12 protein-coding genes are annotated in these 13,846 nt (G+C 62.9%); 5 read left to right on the top strand and 7 right to left on the bottom strand.

The features are described 5' to 3' along the window. Positions 1-9 precede the first annotated feature (9 nt). Positions 10-720, bottom strand: a complete 711-nt coding sequence (locus WN982_RS02190; RefSeq protein WP_341314178.1) for a response regulator transcription factor — start codon at positions 718-720, stop codon at positions 10-12. 202 nt (positions 721-922) lie between these two features. On the opposite strand from WN982_RS02190, the gene WN982_RS02195 reads away from it, so the two are divergent. Genes WN982_RS02195 through WN982_RS02205 form a run of 3 tightly spaced genes read left to right on the top strand, consistent with a single transcriptional unit; the run spans position 923 to position 3,666 of the window. Beyond that, positions 923-1,177: a hypothetical protein gene (locus WN982_RS02195; RefSeq protein ID WP_341314179.1), complete on the top strand. Its 255-nt coding sequence runs from the start codon at positions 923-925 to the stop codon at positions 1,175-1,177. A 19-nt stretch (positions 1,178-1,196) separates the two neighbouring features. Beyond that, on the top strand, positions 1,197-3,011 hold the full coding sequence (locus tag WN982_RS02200) for an aminopeptidase P family protein (RefSeq protein ID WP_341314180.1): 1,815 nt from the start codon (positions 1,197-1,199) through the stop codon (positions 3,009-3,011). Between the two features lie 31 nt (positions 3,012-3,042). Next, positions 3,043-3,666, top strand: a complete 624-nt coding sequence (locus WN982_RS02205; protein ID WP_341314181.1) for an HAD family phosphatase — start codon at positions 3,043-3,045, stop codon at positions 3,664-3,666. Positions 3,667-3,775: 109 nt separating this feature from the next. On the opposite strand, the gene ettA is transcribed toward WN982_RS02205, so the two are convergent. The 5 genes from ettA to ugpB form a co-directional block, all read right to left on the bottom strand. Then, positions 3,776-5,443, bottom strand: a complete 1,668-nt coding sequence (ettA, locus tag WN982_RS02210) for an energy-dependent translational throttle protein EttA (protein ID WP_341314182.1) — start codon at positions 5,441-5,443, stop codon at positions 3,776-3,778. Between the two features lie 185 nt (positions 5,444-5,628). Next, positions 5,629-6,717, bottom strand: coding sequence for a sn-glycerol-3-phosphate import ATP-binding protein UgpC (locus WN982_RS02215; protein ID WP_341314183.1), 1,089 nt, complete (start codon positions 6,715-6,717; stop codon positions 5,629-5,631). Between the two features lie 87 nt (positions 6,718-6,804). Continuing rightward, positions 6,805-7,650 carry a sn-glycerol-3-phosphate ABC transporter permease UgpE gene (ugpE, locus tag WN982_RS02220; protein WP_341314184.1) on the bottom strand — a complete coding sequence of 282 codons (846 nt, stop codon included), beginning with the start codon at positions 7,648-7,650 and terminating at the stop codon, positions 6,805-6,807. Continuing rightward, positions 7,647-8,531, bottom strand: a complete 885-nt coding sequence (ugpA, locus tag WN982_RS02225; protein ID WP_341314185.1) for a sn-glycerol-3-phosphate ABC transporter permease UgpA — start codon at positions 8,529-8,531, stop codon at positions 7,647-7,649. The genes ugpE and ugpA overlap by 4 nt, the downstream gene beginning before the upstream one ends. Before the next feature lie 68 nt (positions 8,532-8,599). After that, positions 8,600-9,925, bottom strand: coding sequence for a sn-glycerol-3-phosphate ABC transporter substrate-binding protein UgpB (gene ugpB / locus WN982_RS02230; RefSeq protein WP_341314186.1), 1,326 nt, complete (start codon positions 9,923-9,925; stop codon positions 8,600-8,602). A gap of 221 nt (positions 9,926-10,146) precedes the next feature. Here ugpB and WN982_RS02235 point away from each other — a divergent pair, with 221 nt between their 5' ends. Beyond that, the gene (locus WN982_RS02235; RefSeq protein WP_341314187.1) at positions 10,147-11,121 is read left to right on the top strand and encodes a glycerophosphodiester phosphodiesterase family protein; all 975 of its coding nucleotides are present in this window, start codon (positions 10,147-10,149) and stop codon (positions 11,119-11,121) included. Positions 11,122-11,216: 95 nt separating this feature from the next. Here WN982_RS02235 and ychF read toward each other — a convergent pair whose 3' ends face one another. Continuing rightward, complete coding sequence (gene ychF / locus WN982_RS02240) at positions 11,217-12,311, bottom strand: redox-regulated ATPase YchF (protein ID WP_341314188.1); 1,095 nt, start codon at positions 12,309-12,311, stop codon at positions 11,217-11,219. A gap of 305 nt (positions 12,312-12,616) precedes the next feature. On the opposite strand from ychF, the gene WN982_RS02245 reads away from it, so the two are divergent. Beyond that, a complete protein-coding gene (locus tag WN982_RS02245; RefSeq protein ID WP_341314189.1) occupies positions 12,617-13,789 on the top strand; it encodes a UbiH/UbiF family hydroxylase in 1,173 nt (390 codons plus the stop codon). Positions 13,790-13,846 lie beyond the last annotated feature (57 nt).

The following is a 13,846-nucleotide window of genomic DNA, read 5'->3' on the forward strand; positions in this document are numbered from 1 at the left end:
CTGCGCGCGTCATCCGGCCTCCACAACGGCTTCCGGCGGCACTGCATCGAGCTGGTAGCCGTAACCGTAGAGCGGCGTCAGGCAATAGCCGAGCTCGGGGCGCAATTGCAATTTGGTCCGCACGCGCGACGCATGGGTGTCGACGGTACGCGACCTTACGCCGCGGTGGCGCGTCCAGATGGTTTCGAGAATATGCGCGCGCGACACCGGCCGAGACAGATTGGTAAACAGCAGCAGCGCAAAGCGGAATTCCTTCGGGGTCAGTATGGCGGTCTGGCCGCGGAAAGTGACGGAGAAGTGTGCGGCGTCAAACGCATAGCCGCCAATAGTGTCGCGCCGCCGGTTCTGCGGGCGCCGCAGGCCCGCACGGCGCAGTAGCGCGTTGACGCGCGCCAGCATTTCCGGCCCGCGAACCGGTTTGCTCAGGCAGTCGTCGGCGCCGGCGTGCAGCGCCGCGACGATCTCGCTTTCGCGCGGCTCGGACAACAGAACGACCACCGGCAAGCTCGGCAGAATCAAGCGGGCGCGCGGGATCACGTCTTCGGCGGGGCGGTCGCCGGCCCAGCTTTCAGTGAGAAGAAGATCGAAGAATTCGTCTGCGGCGCGGCTCAGGAACGGCGCGCTGGTGACGAAGTGCTGGCAGGCATGGCCGCCTGCAAAGATCAGCCGGTCAACCAGTTCAGCGTGACGCAAGTCCGGCTCGATAAGGGCGATTCGCATGACGCCTGTGTAGCAGGCAACGCACCGGCGCTAGGTTTCTTCGTAAGGCTTACAACTTGCCTAACGTCACCCCGACCCCTAAACTCAACCGCTATGCGGAAAGCGCCGTGCAGACCTATATAGTGAAAGAGACAAAAATGCTAACTGGAGGGGTGGCGTGCGGCCATGAGACAAATCTGAAACTGCGCGAGGCCGGTCGCTGATGGGGTGGTCCGGAATCGTGATGCTGGGCGCGGTGATCGGCCTCGCGGGCTGGTGGCTGCATCCGTTGCGCCGCTCGAGCCGTGCGCAATGGTGGGTGGCGCTGCTGGCGGGCGTACTGGGTGCGGGTGTCGCGCGAATGGCCGGCAACGTGGTTGGTCTCTTTCATGACGGTGATACGCTCGAATGGCCGGTGTGCACCGCCATTGCGTTGATCGCCGTTGCCGTGACGGTCGGCTTGCTTTCCCGTCGATGAATATTTGCAGGTGACTCCGATGAATGCCCGACTTCCCGAAACTTCCTCCATCCCAGAACGGCTCGCCACATTGCGCCGCGCAATGGCGCGTGAAGGCGTGGCCGCCTACCTGGTGCCGTCCGCCGATCCGCACCTGTCCGAATATTTGCCTGGGCGCTGGCAGGGCCGACAGTGGTTGTCGGGCTTCACCGGCTCGGCCGGCACGTTGATCGTGACCGCCGATTTCGCCGGTGTGTGGACCGACAGCCGCTATTGGGAACAGGCCAACGCGCAACTCGCCGGTACCGGCGTGCAGTTGATGAAGATGACCGGCGGCCAGCAAACTGCGCCGCATTTCGACTGGCTCGCGCAGAACGTTGCGGCCGGCGGCACCGTCGGCGTCGACGGCGCGGTGCTTGACGTGGCGGCGGCGCGAGCGTTGACCCAGGCGCTCACCGCGCGCGGCGTGAAGCTGCGCGCCGACGTCGATCTGTTCGACGCGGTCTGGCCGCAGCGTCCGTCATTGCCCGTCGCCGCCGTGTTCGAGCACGCGGCGCCGCACGCGAGCGTGGCCCGCGCGGAAAAGCTCGTGCAGATTCGCCGCGCGATGGTGGAGAAGGGCACGCAATGGCACTTCATCTCCACGCTCGACGATCTCGCGTGGCTGCTCAATCTGCGCGGCGCCGACGTGAGCTACAACCCGGTGTTCGTCGCGCATGCGTTGATCGGTCTGGAGCACGCGTCGCTATTCGTCTCGGACGGCAAGGTGCCGCAGGCGCTGGCCGACGCGCTCGCGCGCGACGGCATCAGCGTCGTGCCGTACGCGAAAGCGGCAGATGCGCTCGCCGCGCTGCCCAGCGGCAGCACGCTGCTGATCGACCCGCGCCGGATTACTTTTGGTTCGCTGCAATCGGTGCCGTCGACGGTCAAGATTGTCGAGGCAGTCAATCCGTCCACGTTCTTCAAATCGCGCAAAACCGAAGCTGAAGCGGACCACGTGCGCGAGACGATGGAGCAGGATGGGGCGGCGCTCGCGGAATTTTTCGCCTGGTTCGAAGGCGCGCTCGGCCGTGAAACGGTCACTGAACTGACCATCGACGAACGCCTGACGGCAGCACGTGCGCGCCGTCCGGGCTTTGTGTCGTTGAGCTTCGCGACCATCGCCGGCTTCAACGCGAACGGCGCCATGCCGCACTACCGCGCGACCGAAGAATCGCATTCGGTGATCGAAGGCAACGGCCTGTTGCTGATCGATTCGGGCGCGCAATACCTGAGCGGCACCACTGACATCACCCGCGTCGTGCCGGTCGGCACCATCAGCGATGAGCAACGGCGCGATTTCACGATCGTGCTGAAAGGCACGATGGCGCTGTCGCGCGCGCAGTTCCCGCGCGGCATCCGTTCGCCGATGCTCGACGCGATCGCTCGCGCGCCGATCTGGGAAGCCGGCGCCGACTACGGCCACGGCACGGGCCACGGCGTGGGCTACTTCCTGAACGTGCACGAAGGCCCGCAGGTGATCTCGCACTACGCGCCGGCCGAACCGTGGACGGCGATGGAAGAGGGCATGATCACGTCGGTCGAGCCGGGCATATACCGGCCGGGCAAGTGGGGCATACGGATCGAGAACCTTGTGCTGAACGTTCCGGCGGAGAAAACCGAGTTCGGCGATTTCCTCAAGTTCGAGACGCTGACGCTGTGCCCGATCGACACGCGTTGCCTCGACCTGTCGCTGTTGCGCGACGACGAACGCGCATGGCTGAACGCCTATCACGAGACGGTGCGCACGCGCCTGTCGCCGCATGTGTCGGGTGACGCGAAGGCGTGGCTGGAGTTGCGTACGCAACCTGTCTGATCGCAGCAACGACGTTGCTCAAGGAGAGTGCATGGCCATCAAGGCAGTCGTGTTCGATTTCGGCGGCGTGCTGATCGACTGGAGCCCCGAGTATCTGTATCGCCATTTGATTCCGGACGAAGCCGAGCGCCGCTGGTTTTTGACCCACGTCTGTTCGATGGACTGGGTGATCCGTCAGGACGGTGGCCAGCCGATCGTCGAGGCGACTGACGAGCTGATCGCAAAATTTCCCGATCATGAGCCGCTGATCCGCGCGTTTTACGAGCGTTGGCACGAGATGCTGGGCGGCGTGCTGGAAGCGGGCGTGGCGACGATGGCAAAGCTCGAGGCGGCCGGCGTGCCTTTGTTCGGGCTGACGAACTGGTCGGCGGAGACGTTTCCGTATGCGTGGGAGCACTACCCGGTGTTGCGGCGGTTTCGCGACATCGTCGTGTCGGGGCGCGTGAAGCTGGTGAAGCCCGATCCGGCGATCTTCGCGGAAATGCGCCGGCGCATTGAAGCGCAATTGCCCGGCATCCAGCCCGCCGAACTCGCCTTCATCGACGACAATCTGAAAAACGCCGAGGCCGCGACGGCACTCGGCTGGCGCAGCGTGCATCACACCAGCGCCGCGCGAACCGAAGCGAAGTTGCGCGAGTTGGGTTTGCCGGTTTAAGCGGTGAGGCATCGGCGTTTAGCGCCGATGCCTACTGACCGAGCAGATTTTTCACCGCGTTACTCGTGTGCCGCGCCGCCCATTCAGCAAGCGCCGCCGCCGCCAAGATTTACCGCGTGATCGGCTTGTAACGAAGGCGCTTCGGACGCGCGCCTTCTTCGCCGAGACGCGCGCGCTTGTCCGCTTCGTATTCCTGGTAGTTGCCGTCGAAGAACGTGATTTGCGAATCGCCTTCGAACGCGAGGATGTGCGTCGCGATCCGGTCGAGGAACCAGCGATCGTGCGAAATCACCAGCACGGAGCCGGCAAATTCCAGCAACGCGTCTTCGAGCGCGCGCAGCGTTTCGACGTCGAGGTCGTTCGACGGTTCGTCCAGCAGCAGCACGTTGCCGCCCGCGATCAGCGTCTTCGCCAGATGCAGCCGGCCGCGCTCACCGCCCGACAGATTGCCGACGACCTTCTGCTGATCGCCGCCCTTGAAGTTGAAGCGGCCGATATAGGCGCGCGAAGGCGTTTCGTACTTGCCGACCGTCAGCACGTCCGCACCGCCGGAGATTTCTTCGAACACGGTCTTCGAACCGTCGAGCGCGTCGCGGCTTTGGTCCACGTACGCGAGCTTGACCGTCGGCCCTTGCATGATCTCGCCCGAATCCGGCTGTTCGCGGCCCGTCAGCATGCGGAACAGCGTCGACTTACCCGCGCCGTTCGGCCCGATGATGCCGACAATCGCGCCCGCCGGAATCTTGAAGCTGACGTCGTCGAGCAGCAAACGGTCGCCATACGACTTGCTGACGTTCTTGAACTCGATCACTTCATTGCCTAGGCGGTCGCCGACCGGAATGAAGATTTCCGAGGTTTCATTGCGCTTCTGGTAGTCCTGGCTGTTCAGTTCCTCGAAGCGGGCGATACGCGCCTTCGACTTCGCCTGACGGCCCTTCGGGTTCTGGCGCACCCACTCCAGTTCCTTCTTGATCGCCTTCTGGCGCGCCGATTCCGACGATTCTTCCTGCTTCAGGCGTTCTTCTTTCTGGTCGAGCCAGCTGCTGTAGTTGCCCTTCCACGGAATGCCGTAGCCGCGGTCGAGTTCGAGAATCCACTCGGCGGCGTTATCGAGGAAGTAGCGATCGTGGGTCACGGCGACGACGGTGCCCGGGAAGCGCGTCAGGAACTGTTCCAGCCAATCGACCGATTCCGCGTCCAGGTGGTTGGTCGGCTCGTCGAGCAACAGCATGTCCGGCTTTTCGAGCAGTAGCTTGCACAGCGCGACGCGGCGCTTTTCGCCGCCGGACAAATGCTCGATCTTCGCGTCCCATGCCGGCAGACGCAGGGCGTCGGCGGCGATTTCGATCTGCTGCTCGGCATTGCCGCCGTCCGAGGTGGCGAGGATCGCTTCGTACTTCGCCTGTTCGGCCGCGAGCGCGTCGAAGTCGGCGTCGGGCTCCGCGTAGGCCGCGTAGATTTCGTCGAGCTTCTTTTGCGCGTTGAAGACGTCGCCGAGACCTTCTTCGACCGCTTCACGCACCGTCTTTTGCGGATCGAGTTGCGGTTCCTGCGGCAGATAGCCGATGTTCAGGTTCGGCATCGGCGTGGCTTCGCCTTCAATGTCCTTGTCCACACCGGCCATGATGCGGATCAGCGTCGACTTGCCCGAGCCGTTCAGGCCGAGCAAACCGATTTTCGCGCCGGGGAAAAACGACAGCGAGATGTCTTTCAGGATTTGACGCTTGGGCGGCACGATTTTGCCGACCCGGTTCATGGTGAAGACGTATTGGGCCATTTGCTTGCAATAGACGTTGACGCCGCCAGCCGCGTGAGGGCGGCGGTCGTGGGTGGATGGGTAACGGGTGTTATGACCGGGTGGTGCGCCGGTTCCGGCCAGCGCGGCGTCGAGCTAAAGTTGCCGCGCGCGCGGGGCGGTGAGGTGCCATTGTACTTCGGGGGGAGGGTGGGACGGCAGCGGCGTCAGTTCGCGCGTCGTCCCGTCGACGGATCGAAGAAATGCAGATGCTGCGCGGGCAGCGCCACTTGCAGCGCTTCGCCTGCCGCCGGCCGGTGCGCATGCGGCAAGCGCACCGTCACGTCATGCTTGCCCCAGCGGCCGTGCGCGAGGTTGTCCGCGCCGAGCAGTTCACAGGAGTCGACGGTGAGCGTGGCGCGCGTTGCGTCCGCGTGGTCCGGCGTCATGTGTTCCGGGCGAACGCCGAGCGTCCATTCGCGTCCTGCCTTCACTTCCTCGCCAATCGAAGCAACACCTTGCAATGGCAGCTTCGGACCGTTGCCCGCCACCTCGAACGTCGAACCGTCGTCGGATAGGCGGCCTTCCAGCAAGTTCATGCCCGGCGAGCCGATAAAGCTCGCGACGAACACCGTTGCCGGCCGTTCATAGACTTCGGTCGGCGCGCCAATCTGCTCGGCGTAGCCTTTGTTCATCACGATCACGCGTTGCGCCAAGGTCATGGCTTCGACTTGATCGTGCGTGACGTAGAGGCTGGTGGTGGCAAGCCGCGCATGCAGGCGCTGGATTTCGAGGCGCATTTGCACGCGTAGCCGCGCATCGAGATTCGACAGCGGCTCGTCGAACAGAAACACCGCCGGTTCACGCACGATCGCGCGGCCCATCGCGACGCGTTGCCGTTGTCCACCCGACAGCTCGCGCGGCTTGCGTTGGAGCAGCGCTTCGAGTTCCAGAATCTGCGCGGCGGCCTGCACGCGCTTTGCAATCTGCGCGCGATCGATGCCCGCGATCTTCAGCGCGTACCCCATGTTCTCGGCGACGCTCATATGCGGATATAGCGCGTAGTTCTGAAACACCATCGCGATGTTGCGATCCTTCGGTTCCAACTGGTTGACCACTTTGCCGGCGATCGAGATCGTCCCTTCGGAGATGCGCTCGAGCCCGGCCACCATCCGCAGCAACGTCGATTTGCCGCAACCGGACGGGCCGACCATCACGACGAACTCGCCGTCGGCGACGTCAACGTCGATGCCGTGCAACACGAACTGTTTGTCGTCGTAGGTTTTTTTAACGCTTTGCAGAGTCAGTGCAGCCATACCGTTTTAGCCTTTCGTTGCATTCGCGGATCGCGCGATGTTTTTCATTCAATGACGGAGCTGACGGAGCTCTCAGTGCGGCGGTTCTTACTTTTCCGAGTCGACCAGTCCGCGCACGAACCAGCGCTGCATCGTCAGCACGACAGCGAGCGGCGGCAACATGGCTAGCAGCGTCGCGGTCATCACCAGATGCCACTCGGTCGCGGTGTCGCCGGACGCGATCATGCTCTTGATCCCGACCACGGCCGTCGTCAGCGACTGCTGGCTCGTAATCAGGATCGGCCACAGATACTGATTCCAGCCGTAGATGAACGTAATGACGAACAGCGCTGCCATGTTCGTTTTGGACAGCGGCAGCACCACGTCCCAGAAAAACCGCATTGCGCCGGCGCCGTCGATGCGCGCCGCTTCCATCAGTTCGTCCGGCAGCGTCATAAAGAACTGTCTGAACAGGAAGGTGGCGGTCGCCGACGCGATCAGCGGCAAGGTCAAACCGCTGTACGTATTGCTCAGATGCATCGACGACACGACCTGCACGGTCGGAAAGATGCGCACTTCGACCGGCAGCATCAGCGTGACGAAGATCAGCCAGAACGCCAGATTGCGAAACGGAAAGCGGAAGAACACGATCGCGTACGCGGAAATCATCGACACGGCGATCTTGCCGATCGAGATCACCAGCGCCATCACGAGGCTGTTGAACAGCATGCGGCCGAACGGCGCAGCCGCATTGCCGCTGCCTTGCGTCCAAACGGTGGCGATGTTCTCGAACAGATGCGTGCTCGGCACCAGCGACAGCGGCACGCTGAACACTTCGTGCTCGCTCATGGTCGCCGCGCAGAACGCGACGTACACGGGAAACACCACCAGCACGACGCCGAGAATAAGCACCGCATGGCAGAACAGGTCGAAACCGCGGCGGTTCTCGATCATGAGTATTGAACCCTGCGTTCGATGAAGCGGAATTGCACGACCGTCAACGCCACGACGATCATCATGAGCACGACCGATTGCGCGCCCGAGCTACCGATGTCGAGTCCCTGAAAACCTTCAGCGAAGATCTTGTAGATCAGCGTGCGGGTCGATTGTGCGGGGCCGCCGCCGGTGGCCGCGTCGATCACCGGGAACGTGTCGAAGAATGCGTAGGTGATGTTCATCACCAACAGGAAGAAGCTGGTCGGCGACAGGAGCGGCAGCGCGATGCCGAAAAAGCGCCGCACCGGACCGGCGCCGTCGATTGCGGCAGCTTCGATCAGCGAGCGCGGGATCGCCTGCAAACCCGCATAGAAGAACAGGAAGTTATAGCTCACCTGTTTCCACACCGAAGCCAGCACGACGAGAAACATCGCCTGGCTCGCATTCAACGCGTGATTCCACACAATGCCGTACTTCGCGAGCCCATACGTGACAAGCCCGATGCTCGGGTTGAACAGAAACGACCACAGCACGGCGGCGATCGCGGGCGCGACTGCATACGGCCAGATCAGCAGCGTCTGATAGGCCTTTGCGCCGCGCGTCACGCGATCGGCGCAGACCGCCAGCAACAGCGAGATCACCAGTCCCGACACGGTGACGAGCGCGCAGAAGATCAGCGTCGTATTGAACGACGACAAATAGAGCGGATCGGCGAACAGCTGCTTGAAATTGGCCAGACCGACAAACTCGCTCGATGTGCCGAACGCGTCCTGACTCTGCGTGGATTGCCAAAGCGCCTCACCGGCCGGCCACAGAAAGAACAGCAGCGTAATCGCGAGTTGCGGCGCGACCAGCAGGTAGGGTAGTACGCTGGTGCCGAAGCTAGAGCGCTTTTCCATCGAGAATTCCCAAGGTTCTGCAAAGCGGGTATCGGTGCGAACACACCGATACCCGTTGCTCCAGATGCTTAGCTACCGGCTTTCTCGAAGCGGCGCAGCAACTCGTCGCCACGCGTCACGGACGAATCGAGCGCTTCTTGCGGTGTCTTCTTCTGCGCCCAGACCTGTTCGAGTTCTTCGTCGATGATGGTGCGGATCTGCGGCATGTTGCCCAGACGCAGGCCCTTCGTGTACGGCAGCGGCGGCTTGTTGAGCATCTGTTTGATCGCGGTGTCGCTGCCTGGGTTCTTCTCGTAGAAGCCTTGCTGCTGCGTCAGTTGATATGCAGCGTTCGTGACCGGCAGATAACCGGTGTCCTGATGCCACTTCGCCGCCACCGGCGCCGACGACAGATACGCGAGGAATTTCGCCACGCCCTTGTACACAGCCGGATCCTTACCCGAGAGCACCCACAAGCTTGCCCCGCCGATGATCGCGTTCTGCGGCGCGCCCTTCACGCCGGCGTCGTACGGCATCATGCCGGTGCCGAAGCTGAACTTCGCGTACTTCTTGATCGTGGCCAGCGAGCCGGACGAGTTCGTGATGATCCCGCAATCGCCGCTATAGAACTTCGACACCGGTTCGTCCTTGCGGCCGACATAGGTGAACGTGCCTTCCTTCTGCATGTTTTGCAGGAACTGGATGTGCGCGACTTGCGTCGGCTTGTTGAATTCGAGCTGGGCATTCGCGCCGTCAAAACCGTTGTTCTCCGACGCAAACGGCGCACCGTGCCACGCGCTGTAGTTTTCAAGCTGAATCCAGCTCTGCCAGCCGGACGAATATCCGCACGCCATGCCCGACGCTTTCAGCTTCTGCGCGTCCTGCTGCACTTCGGCCCAGGTTTTCGGCGGCTGATTCGGGTCGAGCCCGGCTTTCTTGAACGCGTCCTTGTTGTAGTACAGCACCGGCGTCGAGCTGTTGAACGGCATCGAGATCAGCTGGCCGGTTTTAGAGTCGCTGTAATAACTTGCAATGGTCGGCACGAAGGCCTTTTCGTCGAGCGGCACGCCGGCCTGCTTGAACACGTCCGAGACCGGGATCACGGCTTTCTTCGCCTGCATCATTGTCGCAGTGCCGACTTCGTAGACCTGCAAGATAGCGGGCGCGTTGCCGCTGCGGTAAGCGGCGATGCCGGCGGCGAGCGTCTGGTCGTAGGCGCCTTTGAACACCGGCACGATCTTGTAGTCGCTCTGCGAGGCGTTGAACGCGTTGGCGATATCGTTCAGACGTTCGCCCAGGGCGGCCTCCATGGCGTGCCAGAACTGGATTTCAGTGGCGGCGTGAGCCGTCTGGCTGATGCCGAAGCTCAACACGGCGGCAACGGAAAGCGAACGGAACAGCGGCTTGCAACTCATCGATTTGTCTCCTGTGTCGACCGGAGTTAGCGTGTCGACCAGAGTTAGCGCTTTAGCGCTTACTCTGGTCCCATAGCGCTTATTCCGGTCCCATGCAACATGGTTGGGGGTCGGAACGGAACGGGAATGCGAATCGCGCGATTCTATTTGTATTCCATGACAATTCGGCGTCGCTAGCCGGGCGGCGGCCTACTCATGGTGCTTATTAATCAGGATTACGGATGCCAGGTTCAGTACGATTTGTGGTTTGTGGTTCGATAGTGGGTCTCATGTTGGCGGGTTGTGCGTTGACGCCCGTGGCTGCGGACGATAGGGCAGCGCAGGTGACATCGCTGCCGAAGATCATCGCGCATCGCGGCGGGACAGGCGATGCGCCCGAAAACACGCTCGAGGCGGTTCGCCGGTCGATCGCGCATCATGCCGACGCAATGTGGCTCACCGTTCAATTGAGCAAGGACGGTGTACCTGTTCTGTATCGACCAGCCGATCTGTCGGCATTGACCGATGCGAAGGGGCCCGTGTCCGCACTTACCGCGGTAGAACTGGCTCGAGTGAATGCCGGTTGGAGCTTCCGTCGCGGCGATGCGTATCCCTATCGCGATCAGCCAGCCGGCATTCCGACGCTGCGCGAAGCTTTGCGCACGGTCCCGGCTGCCATGCCGGTCATCCTGGATATGAAAGCGCTACCCGCCGCGCCGCAGGCGCTGGCCGTGGCCCGTGTGCTAGACGAAGAAAGCGCGTGGTCGCGCGTGACGATCTATTCGACCGAAGCTGAATACCAGCAGAGCTTCGCGGCCTATCCGCAGGCGAAGCTGTTCGAGTCGCGCGACGCAACGCGCGGGCGGCTCGTGCGGGTGCTCCTCGATCAAGGCTGCGTGGACGCACCTGCCGAACATACGTCGACGGCGTTCGAGCTGCACCGTGCGATGACGGTGGTGGAGAAATTCACGCTGGGTGAAGGCCGCTCCGACGTGCTGGCAACGCTATGGACGCCCGCGACGGTCGCCTGCTTCCGGCAGAAGCCCGATGTGCGGATCGTCGCGATCGCGGTGAACAGTGCGGACGATTATCTGTCGGCGGCCTGTCTCGGGATTGACGCGGTGCTGGCGGATTCGCCGTCGAAGATGGCGGCGATCAGGGAAGGTGTCGCAATGCCGCTGCGGTGTGCGGCGCGCGGCGCAGCGGACCAGCAGTAAAACAAAAAGCCCGCATCGAGCGGGCTTTTTGTTTTTGGGGCGTTTCTACGGCGCTCAGCGTTTCGCCAAATGCCGCCTGGCGGTGAGGCCGAACGTCAGACGTTAAACAGGAAGTTCATCACGTCGCCATCGTGCACGACGTATTCCTTGCCTTCGGCGCGCATCTTGCCGGCTTCCTTTGCGCCTTGCTCACCCTTGTAGGTGATGAAGTCGTTGAAGCCGATCGTCTGCGCGCGAATGAAGCCGCGCTCGAAGTCGGTGTGAATCGCGCCCGCCGCCTGCGGCGCGGTATCGCCGACATGGATGGTCCACGCGCGCACTTCCTTCACGCCGGCCGTGAAGTACGTTTGCAGGCCCAGCAGCTTGAAACCCGCGCGAATCACGCGGTTCAGGCCCGGCTCTTCCATGCCCATGTCCTCGAGGAACACTTCCATGTCGGCTTCGTCGAGGTCGGCGATTTCCGCTTCGATCGCCGCGCACACGGCGACGACCGGCGCGTTTTCCGCTGCCGCGAACTTCGCCACCGCGTCCAGATGCGGGTTGTTTTCGAAACCGTTTTCCTTCACGTTGGCGACGTACATCGTCGGCTTCGCGGTGATCAGGCAGAACGGCTTGAGCAGCGCTTTTTCTTCGTCCGACAGATCGAGCGCGCGAACCGGCTTGGCCTGATCGAGCTGCGCGCGGACTTTTTCCAGCACGGCGGCGTTCTTCGCTGCTTCCTTGTCATTACCCGACTTGGCGGCCTTCGAATAGCGCGTGAGCGCCTTCTCGACGGTCGCGAGGTCGGCCAGCGCCAGTTCGGTGTTGATCACTTCGATATCCGACAGCGGATCGATTTTGTTCGCGACGTGAATCACGTTCTCGTCTTCGAAGCAGCGCACCACGTGCGTGATCGCGTCGGTTTCGCGGATGTTCGCGAGAAACTGGTTGCCCAGACCTTCGCCCTTGCTCGCGCCGGCCACGAGGCCCGCGATGTCGACGAATTCCACAACCGCCGGCAGGATGCGCTCCGGCTTGACGATTTCGGCGAGCGCCTTCAACCGCGCGTCCGGCACTTCGACGATGCCGACGTTCGGCTCGATCGTGCAGAACGGATAGTTTTCCGCGGCGATGCCCGCCTTGGTCAGCGCATTGAACAGGGTGGACTTGCCGACATTAGGCAGGCCGACGATGCCGCATTTGAGGCTCATGGAAATCCTTCAGTGAATCAATAAGTTGCGTGATGCGCTCGACGCTGTGTGCTGGATGCGAAAGCATTCGTGATGGCGTGGCGATGGACCGCAGCGGAGCGAGACAAGACGCCAAATCGGGGCGTTGGCTCAACGATTTAGTGCGAGTTTTGTCACGGAAGTCGCGATTGTAACTCTTTCGGGTGGGCTTCCTGGGTGAGGGAGCGGGAAAGCTGGAACAGACCCTGGCATGGACGCCGGCTTTCGAGCCGAAATGCCGCACGTGCCGATCCGTCCCCCGCAACCCCCGCAGCTATAATGCGCGGATGAACGTACACCACCAGACCTTTGATGTCGCCGTGATCGGCGGCGGGCTCGTCGGCAAGACCGCGGCGCTTGCGCTGACGCAAAGCGGACTGCGCGCGGCGCTGCTCGCGCAACCCTGTGCGCCGCTCCCCGCCGGAGCCACGTTCGACTCGCGGGTCTACGCGCTGTCGTCGAGTTCACAGGCTTTGCTGGAGCGGTTGCGGGTCTGGCAGGCGCTCGATCTGTCGCGGCTGGGCCCCGTCTATGACATGCGGGTCTACGGCGACGCGCACGCTGAACTGCATTTCTCCGCATTTCAGGCGTCCGTGCCGCAGCTGGCGTGGATCGTCGAATCGTCGCTGATCGAGCGCGCCCTGGATGCCGCGCTGCGTTTCCAGCCGAATCTCACCTGGATCGACTCGCGCGCTCAGGCGCTCGATTTCAATGCCGATGGCGCGAGCGTCGGTCTGGCCAACGGCAATGTACTCGAGGCCGATCTGGTGGTCGGCGCGGACGGCGCGCATTCGTGGGTGCGCGCGCAGATCGGTTCGAAGATGAACCGGCGCGATTACAGGCAAACCGGTGTGGTCGCGAACTTCAAGGCTGAGAAGCCGCACAGCGAAACGGCGTATCAATGGTTCAAGGACGGCGAGATCGTCGCGCTGCTGCCGATGCCGGACGGCCACGTGTCGCTGGTCTGGTCGGCGCGCACCGAACACGCCGAGCAACTGGTCGCGCTCGATCCGGCGCAACTCGCCGCCGAAGTCGAACGCGTGACGGGCGGCCAGTTCGGCGCGCTCGAATGCGTGACGCCCGCGCAAGGCTTCCCGCTCGCGTTGCAAACGGTCGACCGCCTGGTGGCGCCGCGCGTCGCGCTGGTTGGCGATGCCGCGCATCTGATTCACCCGCTGGCCGGCCAGGGCATGAACCTGGGTTTGCGCGACGTCGCCGCACTCGCCGAGACGGTCGCCGGCAAGGAAGCGTTCCGCGATCTCGGCGACATGGTGCTGCTGCGCCGCTACGAGCGCGCCCGCCGCGAAGACATTCGCGCGCTGATGATCGCCACCGACGGTCTGCAAAAGCTCTTCTCCGTGCCCGGCCCGCTCGCCAAGGCCTTGCGCAATACCGGCATGGCCTTCGTCGGTGCGCAGCCGTTCATCAAGCGCTGGCTGGTGTCGGCGGCTTTGGGTTAGAGCGTGCGCCGGCCCGCATGTCTGGATCGGCGAGACAGGTATGATGAACGGATGGAC

It is taken from the genome of Paraburkholderia sp. IMGN_8 (assembly GCF_038050405.1).
In the GTDB taxonomy this organism is placed as follows: Bacteria; Pseudomonadota; Gammaproteobacteria; order Burkholderiales; family Burkholderiaceae; genus Paraburkholderia.